Origin of the sequence: Parafrigoribacterium humi (genome assembly GCF_040227205.1) — a bacterium.
Lineage (GTDB): Bacteria > Actinomycetota > Actinomycetes > Actinomycetales > Microbacteriaceae > Parafrigoribacterium_A > Parafrigoribacterium_A humi.
This window is the reverse complement of sequence record NZ_JBELOA010000001.1, coordinates 307,066-328,194: the sequence shown is the minus strand read 5'-3', so window position 1 is coordinate 328,194 and position 21,129 is coordinate 307,066. Positions and strand designations below refer to the sequence as shown.

Annotated in this window: 23 protein-coding genes; 11 read left to right on the top strand and 12 right to left on the bottom strand. The window is 64.9% G+C overall.

The annotated features are described in order from the left end of the window. Positions 1-77: 77 nt before the first annotated feature. From ABUA28_RS01560 to arfA, 3 genes are read left to right on the top strand one after another with little or no spacing between them, the layout of a single operon-like run. Positions 78-1,025 (top strand): carbohydrate ABC transporter permease, encoded by a 948-nt coding sequence (locus ABUA28_RS01560; protein ID WP_349902115.1) that lies wholly within the window; start codon positions 78-80, stop codon positions 1,023-1,025. Then, on the top strand, positions 1,022-1,903 hold the full coding sequence (locus ABUA28_RS01555; protein WP_349902113.1) for a carbohydrate ABC transporter permease: 882 nt from the start codon (positions 1,022-1,024) through the stop codon (positions 1,901-1,903). Before ABUA28_RS01560 ends, ABUA28_RS01555 begins: the two co-directional genes overlap by 4 nt. Before the next feature lie 41 nt (positions 1,904-1,944). Beyond that, a complete protein-coding gene (arfA, locus tag ABUA28_RS01550) occupies positions 1,945-3,456 on the top strand; it encodes an arabinosylfuranosidase ArfA (RefSeq protein WP_349902112.1) in 1,512 nt (503 codons plus the stop codon). Positions 3,457-3,473: 17 nt separating this feature from the next. Here the strand turns inward: arfA and ABUA28_RS01545 are convergent, their stop codons facing one another. Then, a complete protein-coding gene (locus ABUA28_RS01545; protein ID WP_349902110.1) occupies positions 3,474-3,836 on the bottom strand; it encodes a hypothetical protein in 363 nt (120 codons plus the stop codon). A gap of 63 nt (positions 3,837-3,899) precedes the next feature. Between ABUA28_RS01545 and ABUA28_RS01540 the strand changes: the two genes are divergently transcribed. The 4 genes from ABUA28_RS01540 (at position 3,900) to ABUA28_RS01525 (ending at position 5,787) form a co-directional block, all read left to right on the top strand. Beyond that, positions 3,900-4,304 carry a hypothetical protein gene (locus ABUA28_RS01540; RefSeq protein WP_349902108.1) on the top strand — a complete coding sequence of 135 codons (405 nt, stop codon included), beginning with the start codon at positions 3,900-3,902 and terminating at the stop codon, positions 4,302-4,304. A 74-nt stretch (positions 4,305-4,378) separates the two neighbouring features. After that, complete coding sequence (locus ABUA28_RS01535) at positions 4,379-4,948, top strand: DoxX family membrane protein (protein WP_349902106.1); 570 nt, start codon at positions 4,379-4,381, stop codon at positions 4,946-4,948. A gap of 23 nt (positions 4,949-4,971) precedes the next feature. Then, positions 4,972-5,349 (top strand): hypothetical protein, encoded by a 378-nt coding sequence (locus tag ABUA28_RS01530; protein ID WP_349902104.1) that lies wholly within the window; start codon positions 4,972-4,974, stop codon positions 5,347-5,349. A gap of 96 nt (positions 5,350-5,445) precedes the next feature. Beyond that, positions 5,446-5,787 carry a hypothetical protein gene (locus ABUA28_RS01525; protein WP_349902102.1) on the top strand — a complete coding sequence of 114 codons (342 nt, stop codon included), beginning with the start codon at positions 5,446-5,448 and terminating at the stop codon, positions 5,785-5,787. 24 nt (positions 5,788-5,811) lie between these two features. On the opposite strand, the gene ABUA28_RS01520 is transcribed toward ABUA28_RS01525, so the two are convergent. Genes ABUA28_RS01520 through ABUA28_RS01490 form a run of 7 tightly spaced genes read right to left on the bottom strand, consistent with a single transcriptional unit; the run spans position 5,812 to position 13,883 of the window. Further along, complete coding sequence (locus ABUA28_RS01520; protein WP_349902100.1) at positions 5,812-6,639, bottom strand: alpha/beta fold hydrolase; 828 nt, start codon at positions 6,637-6,639, stop codon at positions 5,812-5,814. A 48-nt stretch (positions 6,640-6,687) separates the two neighbouring features. Further along, positions 6,688-7,800: an enolase C-terminal domain-like protein gene (locus ABUA28_RS01515; RefSeq protein WP_349902098.1), complete on the bottom strand. Its 1,113-nt coding sequence runs from the start codon at positions 7,798-7,800 to the stop codon at positions 6,688-6,690. Next, positions 7,793-9,223: a sugar porter family MFS transporter gene (locus ABUA28_RS01510; protein WP_349902097.1), complete on the bottom strand. Its 1,431-nt coding sequence runs from the start codon at positions 9,221-9,223 to the stop codon at positions 7,793-7,795. The genes ABUA28_RS01515 and ABUA28_RS01510 overlap by 8 nt, the downstream gene beginning before the upstream one ends. Positions 9,224-9,265: 42 nt before the next feature. Then, positions 9,266-11,101: a thiamine pyrophosphate-requiring protein gene (locus tag ABUA28_RS01505; protein ID WP_349902096.1), complete on the bottom strand. Its 1,836-nt coding sequence runs from the start codon at positions 11,099-11,101 to the stop codon at positions 9,266-9,268. Positions 11,102-11,104: 3 nt separating this feature from the next. Further along, positions 11,105-12,739 (bottom strand): GMC family oxidoreductase, encoded by a 1,635-nt coding sequence (locus ABUA28_RS01500; protein WP_349902094.1) that lies wholly within the window; start codon positions 12,737-12,739, stop codon positions 11,105-11,107. After that, the gene (locus tag ABUA28_RS01495; protein WP_349902092.1) at positions 12,736-13,428 is read right to left on the bottom strand and encodes a gluconate 2-dehydrogenase subunit 3 family protein; all 693 of its coding nucleotides are present in this window, start codon (positions 13,426-13,428) and stop codon (positions 12,736-12,738) included. The genes ABUA28_RS01500 and ABUA28_RS01495 overlap by 4 nt, the downstream gene beginning before the upstream one ends. Further along, positions 13,425-13,883: a hypothetical protein gene (locus tag ABUA28_RS01490; RefSeq protein WP_349902090.1), complete on the bottom strand. Its 459-nt coding sequence runs from the start codon at positions 13,881-13,883 to the stop codon at positions 13,425-13,427. Before ABUA28_RS01490 ends, ABUA28_RS01495 begins: the two co-directional genes overlap by 4 nt. Before the next feature lie 241 nt (positions 13,884-14,124). On the opposite strand from ABUA28_RS01490, the gene ABUA28_RS01485 reads away from it, so the two are divergent. After that, on the top strand, positions 14,125-14,892 hold the full coding sequence (locus ABUA28_RS01485; RefSeq protein ID WP_349902088.1) for an SDR family NAD(P)-dependent oxidoreductase: 768 nt from the start codon (positions 14,125-14,127) through the stop codon (positions 14,890-14,892). 12 nt (positions 14,893-14,904) lie between these two features. On the opposite strand, the gene ABUA28_RS01480 is transcribed toward ABUA28_RS01485, so the two are convergent. From ABUA28_RS01480 to ABUA28_RS01465, 4 genes are all read right to left on the bottom strand, one after another. Further along, positions 14,905-15,828, bottom strand: a complete 924-nt coding sequence (locus tag ABUA28_RS01480; RefSeq protein ID WP_349902087.1) for an RNA polymerase sigma-70 factor — start codon at positions 15,826-15,828, stop codon at positions 14,905-14,907. Next, the gene (locus ABUA28_RS01475) at positions 15,825-16,757 is read right to left on the bottom strand and encodes an NAD-dependent epimerase/dehydratase family protein (protein WP_349902085.1); all 933 of its coding nucleotides are present in this window, start codon (positions 16,755-16,757) and stop codon (positions 15,825-15,827) included. The genes ABUA28_RS01480 and ABUA28_RS01475 overlap by 4 nt, the downstream gene beginning before the upstream one ends. Before the next feature lie 167 nt (positions 16,758-16,924). After that, positions 16,925-17,767 (bottom strand): helix-turn-helix domain-containing protein, encoded by an 843-nt coding sequence (locus tag ABUA28_RS01470; RefSeq protein WP_349902083.1) that lies wholly within the window; start codon positions 17,765-17,767, stop codon positions 16,925-16,927. Positions 17,768-17,836: 69 nt separating this feature from the next. Then, complete coding sequence (locus tag ABUA28_RS01465) at positions 17,837-18,481, bottom strand: malonic semialdehyde reductase (protein WP_349902081.1); 645 nt, start codon at positions 18,479-18,481, stop codon at positions 17,837-17,839. A 72-nt stretch (positions 18,482-18,553) separates the two neighbouring features. On the opposite strand from ABUA28_RS01465, the gene ABUA28_RS01460 reads away from it, so the two are divergent. From ABUA28_RS01460 to ABUA28_RS01450, 3 genes are all read left to right on the top strand, one after another. Next, a complete protein-coding gene (locus tag ABUA28_RS01460) occupies positions 18,554-18,922 on the top strand; it encodes a winged helix-turn-helix transcriptional regulator (RefSeq protein WP_349902080.1) in 369 nt (122 codons plus the stop codon). Between the two features lie 115 nt (positions 18,923-19,037). After that, positions 19,038-19,901, top strand: a complete 864-nt coding sequence (locus ABUA28_RS01455) for an aldo/keto reductase family oxidoreductase (RefSeq protein WP_349902078.1) — start codon at positions 19,038-19,040, stop codon at positions 19,899-19,901. A 341-nt stretch (positions 19,902-20,242) separates the two neighbouring features. After that, entirely contained in the window at positions 20,243-21,127 is an 885-nt protein-coding gene (locus ABUA28_RS01450; RefSeq protein WP_349902076.1) for a hypothetical protein, read from the top strand. Positions 21,128-21,129 lie beyond the last annotated feature (2 nt).

Below are 21,129 nucleotides of genomic sequence, written 5' to 3'. Positions count from 1 at the left end.
GGAGGGCCGGTCCGTGAACTCACGGGCCGGCCCGCCGTCGCTCCCTTCCACCCCTTCCCCTCAGAATGGGAGTTTTCATGACCGCCCCATCCGTCACATCCGCGCCATCGCTGACGTCTGCTCCTCCGGCGCGGCGTCGCCGATCGAAGACATCGCGCCAGAACCTCACCGGGTGGCTCTTCGTCGGCCCGTTCGGGATCGTCTTTCTCGCGCTGCTCATCCTTCCGCTCGGCTTCGCGCTCTACCTCAGCCTGTTCCAGAAGGCACTGATCGGCGGCACGAAGTTCGTCGGCGCGGGCAACTATCTCAAGGTCTTCACCGACCCGTCGTTCCTCGATGGCGTGTCGTTCGTCATCCGGTTCTCGCTCGTGCTGATCCCGATCCAGATGGCCATCTCGCTCGCTATCGCGCTTGTACTCGACGCCGTCGTCACAAAGTTTGCGCGCTTCTCTCGCCTCATGATCTTCATGCCGTATGCCATTCCCGGCGTCATCGGTGCGCTGATGTGGGGCTTCCTCTACAGCAAAAACTTCGGCCCCATCGCAGACATCTTCGGCGCGTTCGGGATGGCCGGGCCGGACTTTCTCGGCAGAAGCCTGATCTTCTACGGCCTGTTCAACGTGGTGACCTGGCAGTGGGTTGGCTACTACATGATCATCTTGTATGCGGCGCTGCAGGGCATCGATCCAACGCTCTACGAGGCTGCCCGTATCGACGGTGCGTCACAGTGGCAGATCACGATGCGCATCAAGATTCCGCTGGTCTCGCCCGCGCTCATGCTCATTCTCGTGTTCGCGCTCATCGGCACCCTGCAGTTCTTCAATGAACCGAAGATCCTGCAGCCGCTCGCCGCCGGGTCCCTCCCGAATGACTTCACCCCCAACATGTACGCCTACCAACAGGCGTTCTCCTTGGCGAACTACAACTACGGTTCGGCGATCTCGTTCGCGCTCGGCGCCGTCGTCTTCATCTGCGTGTACATCTTCTTGTTCGCGACTCGCAAGCGAGGGAGCTTCTTCTCATGAGCACCACAGTGACCAGGCGCACGCGTCGCACCTCACGCCACATCCCGATGCAGATCATTCTCGGCCTGCTCGTCGTCTACTTCATGGTCCCGTTCTGGTGGGTCATCGTGAACAGCTCGAAGAGCTCTGCCGGCCTGTTCGGCGGGGGCAACGCGCTGTGGTTCGCGCCGGATGTCAACTACATCGAGAACTTCGTGCAGCTGTTCACCTATGGCGGCGGAATCTTCACCCGGTGGCTCGCGAACTCAGCGCTCTACGCGTTCGCGGGTGGGATCGGCGCGACCGTGCTGGCGGTGCTCGCCGGATACGGGTTCGCGAAGTTCCGCTTCGGCGGGCGGCGCGCGGCCTTCGCGATCCTGCTCGGTGCCGTGATGGTCCCGATGACGGCGCTCGTCATCCCGACCTTCATCCTGTTCTCGCAGGCCGGCCTCACGAACACGATCTGGGCGGTCATCCTGCCGACGCTGCTGAACCCGTTCGGCGTTTACCTCATGAACGTCTATGCCCGCGATGCGGTGCCAGACGAACTCATGGATGCCGCACGAGTGGATGGCGCGGGCGAGTTCAGAACGTTCCTCCAGGTCGCTGTCCCGCTCATGCGCCCCGCGATCGTGACTGTTCTGCTGCTGTCTGTCGTGGCGTCGTGGAACAACTACTTCCTCCCGCTCGCGATGCTGTCAGACAACCGACTCTTCCCCGTGACGGTCGGAATCGGACTCTGGCAGTCGACTGCGTCGACCTACGGGGCGGCGGGTGGCGAGAGCCTGTGGAGCATAATCATCCTTGGCTCGCTGGTGTCGGTCATCCCGCTGATCATCGCCTTCCTGTCCCTGCAGCGCTACTGGCAGGGAGGGCTGTCGATTGGAAGCCTGAAGTAGCTCGCCCATATCCCCTTCATTGACCTGCACCTGAGGAAGCCGTGATATCCGCACATCTCACCATTGACCCCCACTTCGTCGTCGGGCCGATCAACCGTCGGCTTTTCGGTTCGTTCGTCGAGCACCTCGGGCGGTGCGTCTACGACGGCATCTACGAGCCGGGACACCCCGATGCCGACGAGGACGGGTTCCGGCGCGATGTGATCGCACTCGTGAAGGAGCTGGGCGTCTCGACCATCCGGTACCCGGGCGGCAACTTCGTCTCGGGCTATCGCTGGGAAGACGGAGTGGGAGAGCGGTCGGAGCGACCGAGGCGCTTGGACCTCGCGTGGCACTCCGTGGAGACCAACCAGATCGGGCTCGACGAGTTCGCGGGCTGGCTGGGCAAGGTCGATGCAGAGCTGATGTACGCCGTCAACCTGGGCACGCGCGGCATCCAGGAAGCGCTCGACGTGCTCGAGTACGCCAACCTGCGCGGGGGAACGGAGCTGTCGGAGCGCCGCGTCGCCAACGGCGTGGTCGAGCCGTACGACATCCGGATGTGGTGCCTCGGCAACGAGATGGACGGGCCGTGGCAGCTGGGCCATTCGACCCCTCGCGAGTATGGTCGCCTCGCCCTGAAGACGGCGCGCGCCATGAGACAGGTCGACAAGGATCTCGAACTTGTGGTCTGCGGAAGCTCCCACGCGCAGATGCCGCTGTTCGGCACCTGGGAGCGGATCGTGCTCGAGGAGACCTACGACGAGGTGGACTACATCTCCTGTCACGCGTACTACGAGCCATTCAATGACGACTACGGGAGCTTCCTGGCCTCCGCGGTCAACATGGATCGCTTCATCGAGTCCGTCGTCGCGACCGCGGATCACGTCAAAGCCATGCACGGCAGCAGCAAGACGATCAACATCTCCTTCGACGAATGGAACGTCTGGTACAACTCCCGCTACACAGAGGTCGACAAGATCACGGACCCGCAGGAGTGGCCCGTGGCCCCTCGGCTGCTCGAAGACGTGTACTCGGTCGTCGACGCAGTCGTGTTCGGCAATCTCCTGATCTCGCTCATCCGTCACGCGGACAGGGTGACCGCCGCGAGCCTCGCCCAACTGGTGAATGTGATCGCGCCGATCATGACCGAGCCCGGTGGCCCGGCCTGGAAGCAGACCACGTTCTTCCCCTTCGCGCTCGCCTCGAAGCTGGCGCGCGGAGTCACGCTCGAACTCAAGCTCGACTGCCCGAGCTACGAGACGGAGCGCCACGGCACGGTCGGAGTCGTGGATGCTGTGGCAACGCACGACGAGGAGACCGGCGACACCGCGGTCTTCCTGGTCAACCGCAGCATGGACGAAGCCGTCGAGCTCGTGGCCGACGTGACCCACCTCGGCGAGGTGTCGATCGCGAGCGCCGAGAGCCTGCACGACGCAGACATGCACGCGGCCAACACGCTCGCCGACCCCGAGCGGGTCGGGATGTCCGTGAACGAGTCTGCGAACATCGTCGACGGCCAGCTGCGCATCGTGCTTCCCCCCGTCTCGTGGACGGCAGTGACGCTGCGATAGCCCGCCGGCCGCTCGCGCTACCTCGGGAGGGTGCTGCCGGGGAAGCTCCGCACGGGGTGCACCTCGTAGTCGAGCACGCCGGCCATCACGGCGGGGTCGGCGTCCATGATCTTCGTGGTCTCCTCGACGCCGCAGTCGAAGATCCCGAGTCCGCGGAAGTCGCTGGCGTCGATGGAGGGGCAGACCACGGGGAGTCGGCCGTCGCGGTGCAGGGCGACGTTGCGCATCCCGTGGCTATAGATGATCGCGTCTGCCCCGTCCCTGTGGCGGTTGGGCCCCGGGGAGAGGAGCACGACCGAGTAGTCCCTGGCGGTTGCGCGCAACGCCCGGAACTCGTCGTCGCTGATGGGTGCCGGAGTCGAGGTCATGATCCTGTCCATGCTCTGTGTGGTAGCTGGCGCCAATTGTAGGCTCGGGAGTGCGGGAAAGCACCGGCCGAATGTGTGCGACTCTCGGCCCAGAAACTGGGCGATCGCCTGCTCCGTGACCGGGGTGAGGAGGTTAACGAGGCTGCCGTCTGGATCGCGCAGGAGCAGCCGCGATTGCTCTCACGCAGGCGCGACGCGCTCGTGGCCGGGATCGCGACCATCGTCTCGGAGATCCTCGCGGATTGGGCCGAACTGCAGTTGTTGCGGCGCAACAGCATCGCCGAAATCCTCGAGCGCGTGCCCGACAGTGCACTCCGGCCCGGGCTCACCCGCGACGCTGCCGTCGACACCGCCTGGCTGATCACGAGTCCCGAGAGCTATGATCTGCTCGTACGCAGGCGTCACTATTCGCCGGATGAGTTCCAGACCCGGGTGACGCAGTCACTGACGACGACACTGCTGGATCCATCGGGTCGCTGACCGCCTGCCGAGGCCCGCTGTAGCGGTGAGTAACGTCCAGCGTGGCGCGCCGGGAGCGGCGTAACGTTGAACACATGAATCTTGGAAAAATCCTTCTCCGCGTCGTCGTCGGCGGCGTTTTCGTCGGTCACGGCCTGCAGAAGCTGACCGGGTCATTTGGCGGACCCGGTCTGGCCGGAACGGAGAAGATGGCAGAAAATCTTGACCTGCATCCAGCCGCACGCAACGCTCTCGCGGTCGCCATCACCGAGACGGCAGGCGGCGCGGCAATCGTCGCCGGTGCGGCAACACCGCTGGCCGCGGGCGGACTGATCGCGTCGATGCTCACCGCCGTGCGCAAGGTGCACTTCAAGAACGGCCCGTGGAACAGCGCGGGTGGCTACGAATACAACGCGGTGCTCATGGCGGCCGTGGCCGCGCTCGCCGGTGGAGCAGGCAAGGTGTCGATCGACGGATTGTTCGGCAAGGCGAAGTGGGGTGCGAAGGGCACGCTCTTCGCGCTCGCCGCAGGTGTCGCGGGATCTCTCGCGGTTGTCGCGCTCGGGCGGCGCAACGCACCGTCACCCGCCGAGGAACTGGACGAAGAAGCCGAGGCGGATGAGGATGCCGCAGCGATCGAGACCGCGGGCGGCGCCGACTCCTGAGCGTCGTCCCCTAGTGTGAGGACATGACCGAATTCGCGGCCATCGCCGCCTGCATTGTCCTCGCGGCTTTGGCCGTATTTCAGGGTTTTCTGATTGTTGGCGCACCGATCGGGCGGTTCGCCTGGGGAGGGCGGCACGACATCCTTCCCTCGCGGCTCCGCATCGGCAGCGCGGTCTCGATCGCGCTCTACGCGGTGTTCGCGGTCGTCATTCTTGAACGCGCGGGTCTCCTCGCGTTGTTCGGGACTGCGTTCGTGCGGGTGGCGAGCTGGGTGCTCCTCGCCTACTTCGCGCTGGGCGTGGTCATGAACGGCATTTCGCGCAGTCGCTCTGAGCGCAACCTCATGTCTCCGGTCTCGCTCGTGCTCACCGTACTGCTACTCCTGGTCAACCTCGGATAGCGCACAGACCGACGGCCTCGACTGTCCCGGCGACACGGTGACGTTGGGATACTGGAAGGCGTCGGCAGGAGGTTTTCGGATGCGCGGTGACCTTGCGTGAGTCTGCCGTGGCGACGCAGGCGCATGGAGTTGCCGGTCAACAGCGATATCGAGGTCGCCCGCAGCGTCGCCGGTGTGTCGGTGATGATCCGGATTCGCCCGAGCTACCTCGCGCTCGCGGCGCTCGGTGGTGTCGCGGGCACCGCCGCGCGCTTCGGGATCGTGTCGATCACACCGAGCTGGCAGGCGCTCTCCGCCGGCACGGTCATCGTCAACATCCTCGGCCCGCTCATGCTGGGTATGCTGCTGCAGTTCCTGTCTGAGGGAACGGCGTCGAAGCGATGTCGCGCGGTGAAACTGGTCGCGGGGCTCGGCATGTGGCTGGGTCGCGTTCTCTGACACTGAGCATCACCCCGCCGCGGGTCAATTCCCGGTCGCGTGATCGAGAATCTTCTGCCAGACGCTCACGATGGCCAAGGTCCCAACGCCACGCACCCGCACGAGCCGCGAGTTCGGCACTCGCTTGCGCAGCCATCGACCGGCTGCCGCACCCAGCGTGCCGCCGGCGTCACCGTAGATGAGCACGGTCGGTGCGTTAACTCGACCCAACTCGTCGGCCCACGACAGGTCCTGTGCTGCGGCCGAATCGATCTCCACCCCGACCGTGCCCTGGATCGCCGCCTGAGCAAGCATGTGGTCGAGCCGCAGGCCGAGACCAGACAGGTCGAACATCGGATCTGTGGGATCGATGCCGAGTGACGCCCGGTCGAAGGTCGGCGGCCCCGGTTCCGCGGAGTCTCCCTCGACATCCGGTAGTGGTTCATCCTGCGCGCTCTGCAGCGCGCGCACGGCAAGACCAACCACCGCGGCCCGAGTGATCAACGACGGATGCCGCGCCGCCAACGAGAGCGCGATCGCCCCGCCGAAACCCCAGCCGACGACCCCGATGTCGAGAGCCTGCGCGTTCTCGGTCTGCGTGCCGTCGCTCGTGAGGTACTCCGCGATGTCGTCCGCTCTCGCCTGCACCAGCCGCGATTCGTTCTCGCTCAGGGGATCAGAGCTGCCATAGCCCGGCCTCTCGAAGGTGACAACGCGCACACCTGAGTTGCGAGTGACCAGTGGGTTCGGGTCGAAGCCGCTGGCACCGGGCATCGGATGGCACAGCACCACGAGGCGGTTCGCGAACGGATCGCCGAGAGTCGACACCCCCATGCGTCGGCCGGACGACAGCGTGAAGGTCTGGTCGGTCATGGGGAAGTGCTCCTTTTCTATCGCGGGCGTTCCATCGCGGGTGCCCGGTCAGGCGACGCGAAATGGTTCGGCGTCGAACTCGCGGAGCGTGAGACCGTTGCCGGGTTCTTCTCGAGGAGTAATGGTCCCTCCGCTCGGGTCGAGCACGCCGTCGAAGAACATGGTCTCGATGCGCACGTGGTCGTGGAACCACTCCAGATGTCGGAGATTCGGGGTTGCCGCGGCAACGTGGGCGTGCAGGTGCGGGCCGCAATGCCCGGAGACCTCGAGGCCGTGGCTGGCGGCGACGGCGGCAGCGCGCATCCACTCGGTGATGCCACCACAGCGGCTCGCATCCACCTGGAGACAGTCCACTGCCTGGGCCTGGCACATTCGCCGAAAATAGCTGAGGTCGAACCCGTACTCGCCCGCCGTCACGTCGGCATCGATGGCGTCGCGCACCTCGCGGAGACCGTCGAGATCGTCGGAGGACACGGGCTCCTCGAACCAGTGCAACTCCAGCTCGCTCGCCTCGTGGGCGATGCGGATGGCCTGCTTGCGTGTGTAGCCGCCGTTGGCATCCGCGAACAGCTCCGTGTCGGCGCCGATGATCGTGCGGGCCTGGTGAAGCCGGGCGAGATCACGGGATGGGTTCGTGCCCCACGATTCCCCGATCTTGATCTTGACCCGAGGGATGCCCTGGTCGATCGCCCAGCCACCGAGCTGTTCCTTGAGGCGCGCCTCGGAATATGTCGTGAACCCGCCACTGCCATAGACCGGCACATCGTCGCGCACCGCGCCGAGGAGGTGATGCAGTGGTAGATCAAGCAGGCGTGCTTTCAGATCCCAGAGGGCGATGTCCACCGCGGAGATCGCGTAGCCGATCGCGCCCTGCCGGCCGCTGTTGCGCACGGCTGTGACCATCGCGTCGAATCGGGCACCGACATCCAGGGCGCTCTGACCGACGATGAGTGGCGCGAGCGTATCGGTGACCACTGCGCCGCATTGGGCAGCACCGTAAGTCCAGCCGGTGCCGACAGTCGAGCCCGAGCGCGCCCGCACGAGCACCATCGTCGTCGAATCCCAGGCAATGGTGCCGTCTGCCTCCGGCTCATCGGTGGGAACGGTGTAGACCCGTGCCTCGACGGAATCGATTGTGCACTCGCCCGCTGGCTCAGTCATCAGCGCTCGACTTCTGTTGCGCGATGGTGGACTTTTTGCCGGTCGCGGCGCCGTGGCCTACCAGTTCCGCCTGGATCTGCTCGAGCGACTTGTCTTTGGTCTCTGGAACTTTCCAGGTGAAGAAGGCGATCGCGAGAATTCCGAGGAAGCCGAAGATGAAGAAGGCACCCTGGCGCGTCACGAGAGCGATCAGCGTCAGGAAGGTTCCCGCCACGAGGAAGTTCGCCGCCCAGTTGAGCACCGTCGCGAACGACATCGCCTTGCTGCGAATCCCGATCGGGTAGATCTCGGAGATCATCAGCCAGAAGACCGGCCCGAGCCCGACAGCGAACGAGGCGATGTAGACGATCAGTGCCACGAGGGCGAGGTAGCTCGCGTGGTGTTGCAGCCACGGCGAGGCGAAGAAGACACCAAGGAAGATGATCGCGACCGTGAGTCCGATGGTGCCGATCAGCAGGAGCCGACGTCGGCCCACGCGGTCGAGCAACAGGACGGCGATGATCGTGAACACCACGTTGGTGACTCCGACGAAGACGGTCTGGGTGATGGATGCGCTGTTGGTCAGGCCGGTGGTGGAGAGAATCGTCGGCGCGTAGTAGATCACGGTGTTGATCCCCACGAATTGCTGGAAGATCGCCAGGCCCGCTCCGATCCAGATCAACGGACGGATGTTCGGCTTCAGCAGATCGCGAATGGTCGTCGAGCTCTCCTTCTCCTTCGCTTCCTTGACGTCCTGGATTTCCTGCTCGATATCGGCATCCGGGTCCGAGCCACGCAGCTTCTTGAGCACCTCGCGCGCCTCGTCTTCCCTGCCCTGCTCCATCAGCCAGCGCGGCGTATGCGGCACGGTGAGCATGCCGATCGCGAGCGCAGCTCCGGGTACCACCCCGACCCCGAGCATCCAGCGCCAGCCATCCGGCACCGAGGAGAACGCAAAGTTCACGAGGTAGGCGAGCAGGATCCCCGAGGTGATCGCGAGCTGGTTGAACGAGACGAGACCGCCCCGCACTTTGGGCGGGGAGACTTCAGCGATGTACAGCGGAGCCACGAACGAGGCCGTTCCGACCGAGAGTCCGAGAACGAAGCGAAACACGATGAGCATCGGCACAGACACGGCGAAGGCACAGCCGAGCGCGCCGATGACGTAGATGCATCCGGAGATGACCTTGGTCCACTTGCGGCTCAGTTTGTCTGCCAGGTAGCCGGAGATGATTGCCCCGAGAATCGCGCCCAGGAGCAGGACGGAGACGATCCACTCCTGGGCGACGCTGTTCGCGTGCAGGTCCTTCTTCAGATAGAGGAGGGCACCGGAGATGACCCCGGTGTCGAAACCGAACAACAACCCGCCGATCGCGGCGATGACCGAGATACGCACGAGCATGCCGTTGCCGCTGGCCCGTATCCCGCTGACGAAGTTACTCATGACCCACTCCTTGCTTCTCTGCGCTGTGGATTGGTGATGCGGTTACTTCTCTGAATCGTTCTCCTGGTCGATGCCGAGCTTGCCCTTGACGCGTTCGACGCCCTCGACCAGGAGCGCCTTGGCCGAGTCCTTGATCACCGCGAAGCCGTCCGGATCGCCCTTCAGCAGCGCCTCACCGGTCTTCTTCGCGTATTCGAGGGTGATGTGCGGTGGCAGTGGTGGCACGTTCTTGCTCGTGTACGCGTCGATGAGCGTGACGCCGCGGTTTGCGAACGCGGTGTCCCACGCTTTCGCCACCTCGTCATCCGTCTTCACGCGGATGCCGGTGAAGCCGAGCAGCTCGGCCCACCCCGCGTAGTCGATCGACTCGACATCCTGCGACGTCGACCAGAGCGGATTTGCGTCTTCCGTGCGCATCTCCCACGACACCTGGGTGAGGTCGTCGTTGTGCAGCACCATGATGATGAACTGCGGGTTGTCACCCCACTTGTCGAGGTATTTCTTGATCGTGATGAGTTCGTTCATCCCGAGCATCTGGAATGCACCGTCGCCGATGGTGCACACCACGGTGCGCTCTGGATAGGCGAACTTGGCCGCGGTCGCGTACGGCATCGCGGCGAGCATCGTGGCGAGACGGCCGGACAGGTCACCCATCATGCCTTCGCGCAGGCGGATGTGGTGGCCATACCAGTCGGCAGTGGAGCCAGCATCTGCTGTGACGATCGCGCGCGGGGGAAGGCGCTTGTTGAGTTCGAAGTAGACCCTGCGCGGGTTCACCCCGTCGTCGTAGCCCACCATCGCCTGGGCTTCCATCTCGTTCTCCCACTCGATCATGTCGTGGGCGACACCCTCCTGCCATGACAGGTCGCTCTTCTGTTCGAGCAGCGGGATGAGCGCGGCGAGCGTCTCCTTCACGTCGCCCCACAGATTGAGTTCGGTGGGGTAGCGCAGGCCCATTTGCTCGGGCTTGAGGTCGACCTGGATCGCCCTGGCCTGTCCGCTCTTCGGCAGGAACTGGCCGTAGGGGTAGTTGGTTCCGAGCATCACGAGGGTGTCGCATCCACTCATCTGGTGAACGCTCGGCAGGCTTCCGAGCAGCCCGACCTGCTGCGAGTGGAACGGCACATCCGAGGGGATGACCTGCTTGGCTCGCAGGGTCGTGATGATTCCCGCGCCGGCCAGCCCGGCGGCCGTGAGCACCTCGTTAGTTGCGCCGTTAGAGCCGTGCCCAACCAGGAAGGTCACCTTGCTGCCCGCGTTGATGATGTCGGCGGCGGCCCGGATATCCGCGCTCGGCGGCACGATGCTCGTGGATGGAGCGACGGCGCTCGACCTCGACACCCAGTTCGCGGGCGTGAGCTTCGGCATCTCGAGGCCCTGCACGTCATGGGGGAGGATGATGACTGCAGGCCCGAGATGAATCCTCGCCGTGCGGAAGGCGGTGTCGACCACGGCCTGGGCCTGCTCGGCCGAGACAATGGTCTGCACGTACACCGCGACATCCGCCAGGCTGCGTTCGAGGTTGCTCTCCTGCTGGTTGAAGGTGCCGAGCGCGTTCAGGCCCTGCTGGCCGACGATCGCGACGACGGGCTGATTGTCCATCTTCGCGTCGTACAGGCCGTTGATCATGTGGAACGCACCGGGGCTCGATGTGGCGATGCACACGCCGACCTCACCGGTGAACTTGGCGTGCGCCGTGGCCATGAGGGAGCAGATCTCCTCGTGGGTGGGCCGGATGTAGTCGAGCCCGTCTCCCTCGCGTTCGGCACGTCCGAGCGCGCCGTCGAATTCCCCAATGCCGTCGCCGGGAAAGGCGAAGACCCGGCTCACGCCCCATTCCTTGATCCTCTGGATTACAAAGTCACTGACGTTCGCCACGGTTCAACTTCCTTTCGTTGCTTCGAGTAGTCGGTCGGCGGCGCGTGCGGCGTTGGCCATGATGGTCAAAGCCGGATTCGCGCTGCCCTGCGTCGGTAGCACGCTGCCGTCGACGATGAGCAGGTTCGGCACGGCAAAGCTGCGGCAGTCGGCATCCACCACGCCCTCGTTCTCGTTCGCCGCCATGCGTGCGCCGCCCACGAGATGTGCGTTGCGATCGATGGTGATGACCTCGTCGGCGCCTGCCGCCTTCAGGATGCGCTCCATCACCTCGGTGGCTGCTTTCAGCAGCGCACGATCGTTGTCGCACTGGCTGTAGTCGAAGCGCGCGATCGGCATCCCGTGCCGGTCCTTCTCCTGTGCGAGCGTGATGCGGTTGTCCGCTTGCGGCAGGAACTCGCACAGTGCCCCGAGGCAGGCCCAGTGCACGTAGTCCGTCATATAGTTGCGGAAGTCTGCGCCCCAGTGGCCCTGCGCCATGACGTGCTCGGCCCAGGTGATGGGCAGCGGCGACACGGTCTGGATCGAGAACCCGCGCTTGTATGGCTTCGTCGGGTCGGTCTCGTAGAACTGCTCTGAGCTCACTTCGGGCGGCGGGCCCTTCCACATCCGCACCTCTCCGTCGAACCGGCCGGCCGTTTGCGGTGCGCCTTGCACCATGAGGTAGCGGCCCACCTGGTCGAAGTCGTTGCAGAGTCCGTTCGGGAAGCGCTTCGATGTGGAATTGAGCAGCAGCCGCGGGGTCTCGATCGAGTAGCCGGCGACCGCGACCATCTTCGCGCGCTGGAAGTGCTCCGTGCCGTCCCGCCAGTAGTGAACGCCCGTCGCTCTCCCGGTGCGCTCGTCGATCTCGATGCGGGTGACCATCGAATCCGCCCGTACCTCTGCTCCGTGCTCGAGGGCATCCGGAACGTGGGTGATCAACGGCGAGGCTTTCGCGTTCACCTTGCAGCCCTGCAGGCAGAAGCCGCGATAGATGCAGTGCGGGCGATTTCCGAAGCGCCCGTTGGAGATGGCGACCGGGCCGACCTTCGCGGTGATGCCGCTCGCGAGAGCACCGCGCTGGAATATTTCGCCGTTGCCGGAGACCGGGTGCGGCCGCTGTGGATACCCGTGCGGGTCACCCCACGGCCAGTCCTCTCCCGCGACCGGCAGCTCGTTCTCGATGTCGTCGTAGTAGGGCTTGAGGTCGGAGTAGTCGATGGGCCAGTCCGCACCGACGCCGTCGTCACTCATCGTGCGGAAGTCGCTCGGATGGAAGCGCGGGGTGTATCCCGCATAGTGCACCATCGAGCCGCCGACGCCGCGCCCGGAGTTGTTCGAGCCGAGAGGAACGGGGTCGCTGCCGCCGATTTCGCGCGGCTCTGTCCAGTAGAGGGCGTGCGAACCGGCCTCGTCGCTCACCCAGTCGTCTTCCGGATCCCAGAACGGTCCGGCGTCGAGGGCGACGACGCGGGCACCCGACCGCGCCATCCGCTGTAGTAGGGTCGAGCCCCCCGCGCCGCAGCCCACGATCACGAGATCCACCTCGTCGTCGTCCGCGAAGGTGCGCATGTTCTGCCGCAGCCTCGGCTCGACGCGGGCACCGTCCGGTGTGATCAGCCAGGCCGACTCGTTGCGCTGCTTCACGCCGGTCATCGCTGCACCTCGCGGAGGCGTTCGAGCCGCTCGCGGCGCGTCTTCAGCGGGTCGTCCGCGGGATGGGTGTCGTGCACCTCGATGCCTTCGAGCCGGTCCACGCCGATGTTCTTATAGCCTCGCGGGTAGGCGGGGCCGTCGAAGCCGATCTCGTTCCAGGCGAGCGGATGCGCGTAAAAGGCCGTGCATCCGTAACGGGTCCAGAGACTCCACACGTGCGCTGCCGTCATGCCGTGCCACTTCTCGGCGCCCAGGTCCTGGATGCCCTGCAGCAGTTCGGCCTGCTCGTCCCACGTGCACTCGGCGAACGCATGCCCGTAGCGGTCGGCACTGTCGTCGTCGAGAGCGGCGAGAGTGCGCTGCCACGCCATGTCATCCGGTGGCATGGTCTCGTAGTGCCAGCCGTCGGTTTCGTGGTCGGCAAGACGAGCATCCACCATCTGCATGACCGGCACGCGTGGCTCGTGAGGCTGGTAGAGCAACTGGTCGAACAGTGCGCTCGCGGTCACCTGCTCCCGCGGCGTGAAAAAGCGTGGTGCCGCGGGTGACTCCAGCCTTTTCGTCACCACTGTGCGCGTCTGTTCGTCCCAGTGCTTGGCCTGCGTGGTGACATCGAACCCCGGGAATCGTCCGCCGCCGCGGGCTGGGCCCGAGGGCAGCGGCATCGGCCCTGCGCCCTGCGCGCTCATTTCTCGCGCCGCAGGATCGCGGCCAACAGCCCCATACCGCCGACGAGCGTGACGAGGAGGGGGGCCATCAGCGGCGGCCCCATCTCCATGTTGTAACGGAAGTTCGTCCAGCCTCCCGGCTTCTGCTTGATGCCGCGTCCGTGCAGCCAGAGTCCCTGGAGTCCGTTCGCGACGATGGTGGCGGAGGCCAGTGGCAGCACGGTCTTGGCTGCGCGGTGGCTCACAACGCCAGCCACTCCGGCAGCGGCGCCCAGAGGCCCGAGAATGACGGGAACCCACATCCACTTGTTGCCGAAGCTCGCCTTGTCGTGCTCGAAGAAGATTTCTGCGGCGGTGACCAATGCTCCGCCCGCGGTGAGTGCCGACAGGCTTCGCTCGAAGCGGCCCGTGCGCACGTTGCGCACCAGACGGTCGATGCCGTGTACGGCCTCGGCAGCCGCCTTCGTCCTTCTCATCCTCACTATGGACTTCTCGCTCTCCGGCCACGTGCGGGGCGATGGATCGTCCAGTTCGGTGACGTGACCTTCGTTTTCACAGTGCGCTCGCGCATTACGCAGTTCAACCCGCGGCCGGGTATGCACAGTCAACTTGCGGGCAGCACGGATTCAACTCCCAGAAAAAACGTCGCCGGCGCTCAGCACACATGGCGCTTCCAATCAGGAGGGGTACTCTGCCCGTGGCAGTAAGGAGATCACCATGCTTCTCGAAGGCACAAGCATCATCGTCACTGGCGGAAACAGTGGCATCGGAGAATCCATCGTTCTCGCGGCGGCGGCAGAGGGGGCGAACGTCGTCATCGACTACGTGGCGGACCAGGAGGAGACCAAGGACCTGGTGTCGATGGCCGAGAAGCTGGGCGGCCACGCCGTCGGGGTCAAGGCCGACGTGAGCACCATCGCGGGCATCCAGGCGCTCGTCGACGCCGCCGTGTCGAACTTCGGGCAACTGGACGTGCTGGTCAACAATGCCGGAATCGAGACGCGCACCTCGGTGCTCGACACCACGGAAGACGAATACGACCGCGTGATGGACGTGAACCTCAAGAGCGCGTTCTTCGGCACTCAGGCCGCGGCGAAGCGGTTCATCACGCAGAAGACGCCGGGCATCGTGATCAACATGTCGTCGGTGCACGAGGACTGGCCGATGCCGGGCAACACCGCATACTGCGTCTCCAAGGGTGGGATGCGGATGCTCACCCGCACCGCTGCCGTCGAGCTCGGCGAGCACGGCATCCGAGTCGTAGGCGTCGCACCGGGTGCCGTGGAGACCCCGATCAACACCTCGACGATGGAAGACCCGAAGAAGCTCAAGACGCTGAACGCCGCGATTCCCCTCGGGCGCATGGCCGCAGCCGCCGAGATCGCAGACCTGGTCGTGTATCTTGCCTCCGGCAAGCAGGGCTACATCACCGGGACGACCATGGTCATCGACGGCGGTCTCATGCAGGGCAGCGTCGGCCTCTAGGAACCATCACTGTCAGTTCGGCAGTCGGCGCACTGCGGTCGCCTCGCGGACGACCGCCCACGCATCCGCCACGGGGCCGACGTGTCCGAGCTTGTCTGGATTGATGACCGAGCGGATGGTCTGGATCTGTCCGTCGAGGATGTCCAGCACCAGAGCATTGACCACCTTGTTGTCCCGGTCGCGGAAGATCGCGCCCGCCTGGCCGTTCACCTCCTGCGGCGCGACAGTGCCGCCGATCTGGAGGAACGGCACGGCGATTGCGGCGAGCATCCTGGCCACCTTCTCGGCCCCGAGGATGCTGCTGCCCCACTGTGGCGCCTTGCCGCCGCTGTCCCCGATCATCTGCACGTCGGCGGCGAGGAGTTCGCGCAAGCCGTCGACATCCCCCTGTCTGAAGGCACCGAAGAATCGCTCGGCGAGCTTCTCGCGCTCGCCGCGGTCGGCCTCGAACCGGGGCCGACCCGCATCCATGTGCTGGCGTGCGCGCACAGCGAGCTGGCGGCACGCCGTCTCCGATCGCCCCACTGCCGATGCGATCTCGGCAAAGTCGAAGGCGAACACCTCCCGCAACACGAAGACCGCGCGCTCAAGGGGACTGAGCCGCTCGAGCAACAGAAGGGCCGCCATCGATACCGAATCGGCCAGCTCGGCTGCCCGCTCCGGATCGTCGTAGGGATCGTCCAGCAGCGGCTCGGGGAACCACTGACCGACGTATTCTTCTCGGCGCACCCGTGCCGAGCGCAACACGTCGATCGAGATGCGGGTCACGATGGCAGAGAGAAAGGCCTTGATCGAGGTCGGTTCCGTTGCGGACGCCTCGTAACGCAGCCAAGTCTCCTGCACCGCATCTTCGGCCTCGCTCACGCTGCCGAGGATGCGGTAGGCGATGGCGAACAGCAGCGACCGCAGGTTCTGGAACTCGTCGATCCGAGTCACGCCAATCCTTCCTTGAAACCGTCACGCCACGACGGATAGCGCAGCTGCCAGCCGAGTTCCCGCTTCGCCTTGGCGTTGGAGAAGCCACGCCCCTCGGACATCATGACGACCGCGGCCTCGCCTGCCAGCAGTCGGGCAAGCCATACGGGCACCCGCACCGGGGGCTTTGCGCCCGCGCAGGCCGCCAGGTAGGGAAGCCACTCGCTGGCCGGGGCAGGTTCGTCGTCGACGATGTTGAACACGCCCCTCGCCTTCTGCTCCACCGCGAGCACGGTGGCGCTCGCCACATCGTCCAGATGTATCCACGAGCTATATCCGTCACCACTCCCGACGAGCGGATACTGCCGCTTTCGCACGAGGTTCACCTGGTCGTCGGTGGCACCCGGGCCGTAGAGCGCGCCGTAGCGCAAGACCGCGCCATCGGCTCCGAGGACGGCGTCCTCGAGGTGGCGGATGGCATCCGCGCCCCTGCGCATGATCGTTGTCGTCTCCGGGTCGAGCGGGTCCTCTTCGGTCTTCACCCATCCGCCTTGACGGATGCCGTTCCAACTAGCGTAACTTTGCGCGACGAAGTGGGATACACCGGTCGCCTCTGCTGCGGCGAGCAGGTGGTCCGTTCCCTCGGTGCGCAATCGGATGGTGGTGGCGAACCACCGATCGATGTGTTTGAGGTCGGGCTTGCCCGCGTGCGCCACGGAGATCGCGGTCATCTGGTGCACGATCGTGTCCGGCCGGGCCAGTGCCACGGCCTCTCCGACCGAGGCCGCATCGAGCCCGTCCATCACGAGGCCGTCTGCGCCCAGCTGCTCCAGCAGCCCCACCTTGCCCGGATTCGACGTCGTTGCCGTCACCTGATGCCCACGCGCCACGAGCTGCGGGATGAGCCGCCTGCCGATGACTCCGGTTCCGCCTGCCACAAATACCCGCATGTTCAACACCTTTTCTCGTCCGGGGGCTTTCCCCTACACGCTGAGACGACGTAGCCGACGCGCGTGTGACACGAACGCGCCATCCAATTGCGGCAAAGTGCGGGTGTTGGGTCCTGTCACCCACACTTTGCCGCAACTCGGCGCAGCAGGTGGCTCGGAACGGCGGCCTACTTTTCCGCGCGGGCCGGAAGTGGCATGTCGGAAGCGGCGAGCGACCCGAGCAGCGCGAGCGATCGGGCGCTCTCGGAGCCGGGTTCCGCGTGGTAGATCACGAGCAGCTGACCCGTGTCGCCGATGGATAGTTTCTCGCGGGCCAGCTCTAGCATCCCGAGCTGAGGATGCTGCATCCGCACGGGCGCGCCAACGAGCGCCTTGACATCGTGCCTGGCCCACAACTGGCGGAACCGTTCGCTGCGCAGCGAGAGTTCACCGACGAGCTGCGCGACGCGCGGGTCATCCAGGCGCATGCCGACGGAGGTGCGGAAGGCCGCGATCATCCCGACGATGGCCTGCTCCCAGTCCGGGTAAAGATCCTGTTCCGCCTGGTCGAGGAACATCGCGAGCATGCGGTTCTGGCCCACCCGGATGCTCGGGGACAGCGCCGTGGCCAGCGGGTTCGTCGCGAGCACGGCGAACAGTGACCCCTCCACGAACGCGGGCAGGCCGATCACGTCGAGCAGCTGCAGCACGCCGGGCGGCACCACCTCGCGATGTGGCCGCTTCGGTGCGGGGCGCTGCGAACCCGACAGGCTGAGCAGGTACTGGGTCGCGGCGGCGTCGAGCCCGAACACCCGGGCGAGCGCTTCGAGCACCTGTGGAGACGGGTTGCGATCCCTGCCCTGCTCGAGCCGCAGGTAGTAGTCGGCACTGACCCCGGCGAGAGTGGCGACCTCCTCGCGGCGAAGGCCAGGGGTGCGGCGCACGCCCGTGACGCGCAGCCCCACGTCCGCCGGGCTCACCAATTGCCGGCGAGCCCTCAGGTACTCGCCCAGTGCGTTCGTCTCAGCCACCCATCCACTGTAGGCGCGTGGGATATTCGCACCATGGTCCTGTCAGCCCCATGATCGACCTGCGGCCCATCATGCGAACTGGACGGTGTGCTCCTGGTCGAGACGCGGCATCCGCGCGCGGTAGGAGCCCTCGGTCGGATATCCGATGTTGATGGCGAGGAATGCGCCCCAGGCCCCGTCGCTGAAGAACTCTGCGTCGACCGCGCTCGCGTTGAACCCGGTCATCGGTCCCGCCGCGAGGCCGAGGGCTCGGATGGCGAGAATGAAGTAGCCCGCCTGCAACCAGGAGTTGTTTCGCGCGGTCTCGAGGCGCGCGTCGTCGTTGTTCGCGAAGTATTCCGTGAGGTCTGCCTTGTGCGGGGTCGTCACCGCGATGTTCTCGTGCCAGGAGCGGTCGAAGGCGAGGATGGCGACCGCGGGGGCTGCGACCGTCTTCTCGCGATTGTTGTCGTTCATGAACTCGCCGAGTTTCGCCCGACCCTCGGGAGATTGCACGAACAGCACGCGCATCGGCTGGAAGTTCGCGGAGGTGGGTGGCCACTTCGCCAGTTCCCAGATCGACCGAAGCTGCTCGTCGGTCACGGGGAGTGGTGCGAAACGGTTGGCCGTCGCGGCCTTGGTGAAGAGGGTTTCCAGGCTAGTGGCGTCGAGTTGTCTGGGTGCATCGGCCAGTGGGAGAGGGTTTACTGGGGTGGTTTCGAGAACGACGGTCATACGCTTCCTTTTCAGTGGTCACTCTTATTTTACTAGTACCACTTTCGAGACTAGCACCGGTAGACTGGCTGTGTGACCGGAGAATCGTTAGTGCGAGTCGCGCCCGAGGTGCGGCAGGCGCCGATGTGCGACAAGGCACTGACGCTGGCCTTCGGCTTTCTCGGCAAACGATGGAACGGCATCATTCTCGGCACGCTCATGGAGGGCACCGCGTCCTTCTCCGAGCTGCGTCGATCGGTCGCGGGAATCAGCGACTCCGTGCTCTCCGAGCGGCTCAGTGAACTGTGCGCAGCGCATCTGGTGATTCGCACCGTCGACGATGGGCCGCCCGTCGCGGTCGTCTACGCGCTCACAGAGTCGGGCACCGCACTGCTGCCCGCGCTCACGGAACTCACCACCTGGGCGCGTGACAACCTCAGGTCGGATTCGACGCCCGCCTGATCCTGTCACCCCCAGGGTCGGCATCCCCATGATCGTCGGGGCACTCCCTCGGCTGACGCGCGAGGCGCAGGGTGGTATCCGTTCGCGGCGACCGCCGTGACAGTGAAGGAACCCCATGACTGTGCACACACTCCCGGGCGGCACCTACGCGGTGGCCGACCTCGAACTCACCCGCATCGGCTACGGCGCGATGCAACTCGCCGGGCCCGGCGTCTTCGGGCCTCCGAAGGATCGCGTCGCCGCCATCGCGGTGCTGCGCGAGGCCGTCGAGCTCGGCATCACCCACATCGATACCGCCGACTTCTACGGCCCGTACGTGACGAACGAGATCATCCGCGAGGCGCTCGCGCCCTACCCCTCGCAGCTTCACATCGTCACGAAGATCGGCGCTCGTCGCGACGAGAAGGGCGGATGGCCGCACGCGCGCACTCCGCAGGAGCTTCGCAGCCAGGTGCACGACAATCTCGAGCACCTCGGCCTCGACGTTCTCGACCTCGTCAACCTGCGCGTCGGCGCCATCGATTCACCGGAGGCGGGGTCGCTCGCCGAGCAGTTCGAGACGCTCGCCGAACTGCAGCAGGAGGGTCTCATCCGGCACCTCGGCGTCAGCAACGTGACGGCCGAGCAGGTCGCGGAGGCGCGGTCGATCGCACCCGTCGTGAGCGTGCAGAACCACTACAACGTTGCGCGCCGCGATGACGATGCGCTCGTCGACCTCACCGCGCGAGATGGCATCGCGTTCGTGCCGTACTTCCCGCTCGGTGGCTTCACCCCGCTTCAGTCCGGCGCGCTGGATGCCGTGGCCGAGCGGCTCGGAACGACACCGATGTCCGTGGCGTTGGCCTGGTTGCTGCAGCGCTCGCCGAACATGCTGCTGATCCCGGGCACGTCATCCGTTGCGCACCTGCGCGAGAACGTGGCCGGTGCCGCCCTCGAGCTGCCTGCGGATGCCGTGGCGGAGCTCGACGCGATCGCCTGACACCGTCGACCAGCACAGTGAAAGGGACCGTCGCGCTCGACGCGACAGTCCCTTTCACTTCAGTGCTGGTCAGCCCTGGCGCTGGAGCAGCGCGGTCATGGCTCCGGTGACCGACTCCTGCAGGTCCACCGCACCCGTGGGGGAGCGCCAGGCGACCACGCCATCCGGCCGCACGATGAGAGGACTGATCGCGCGCGCTGCTCCTTGGTTCAGCCGAAGTGTAAGGAAATAAATGAATATCTCTTGCGACTATCTTGTCTACCCTCGTATGATGGCCGAAACTATCTGAGTATCTATTCAGATAAGCCAACTGAACTATTGGGAATTTAATGCGGATAGGAATGACTGTTGTAATCACGGCGCTGCTTGTGATCACTGGCGCAATCCCAGCACACGCACTGACCACGGACGCGTCCACAGCACTCGAATCGATCACAGCGGTCGATCCGGGTGCCCTAGCATTGACCGTAGGCGTCTCCGAAACTGCGGAGTCCCTCACCGCGTCTTCGGGCCACGCGCGGATTGCCGTCCCGACCGAAGCCAGGGATGGTATATCGCTTCAAATCTCCAGCCAATCTCTCGCGATTACCCTTCCATTCGCGAATCAAGCGAATAAAGGAGTCGTGGAACGTGCTGGGGTGATGTCTTTCGATAATAACAATGGGTCTGTGACAGTCCCGATTGTGAAGACTGACGGTAGCGTCCAAATTAATACGGTGATCAGCCGTCCTGACGCGCCTAACCATTACCGCTACGGGCTTGATCTTCCCACAGGCAGCCTCATCAGACCTGAAGGGGGCGGCTTTCTCTTGTTCGATGCTTCTGGAGAGAACATAGGCGCGATTGCAGCTCCGTGGGCTTTCGACGCCACTGGCAAGGCAGTTCCGACCCGCTATGAAGTTAGCGGCACAACGATTACTCAAGTTGTTGATCATTCAGCGGAATTCCAGTATCCGATAGTCGCGGATCCGACTTACATTGCGCCTATCACTATCATCTATTCGCGCGCCGACGTTGAGCGAATGTGGAATGTAATGAACTTCACTGGTTCAGCCTGCAAATTTGCGCCGCTGCCCTACTTAGCTAGCCTGGCGTGTGCGGCCCCTGCGACTCTGGCAGACGCTGTTGCTAGCGCCCATTATCAGAAGAAGCGGATCAAGGCGCTCTACTATCAATGCAACTCTGGTAGCTGGTGCAACTACTACACGTACAAAATCATCTCGTAGGG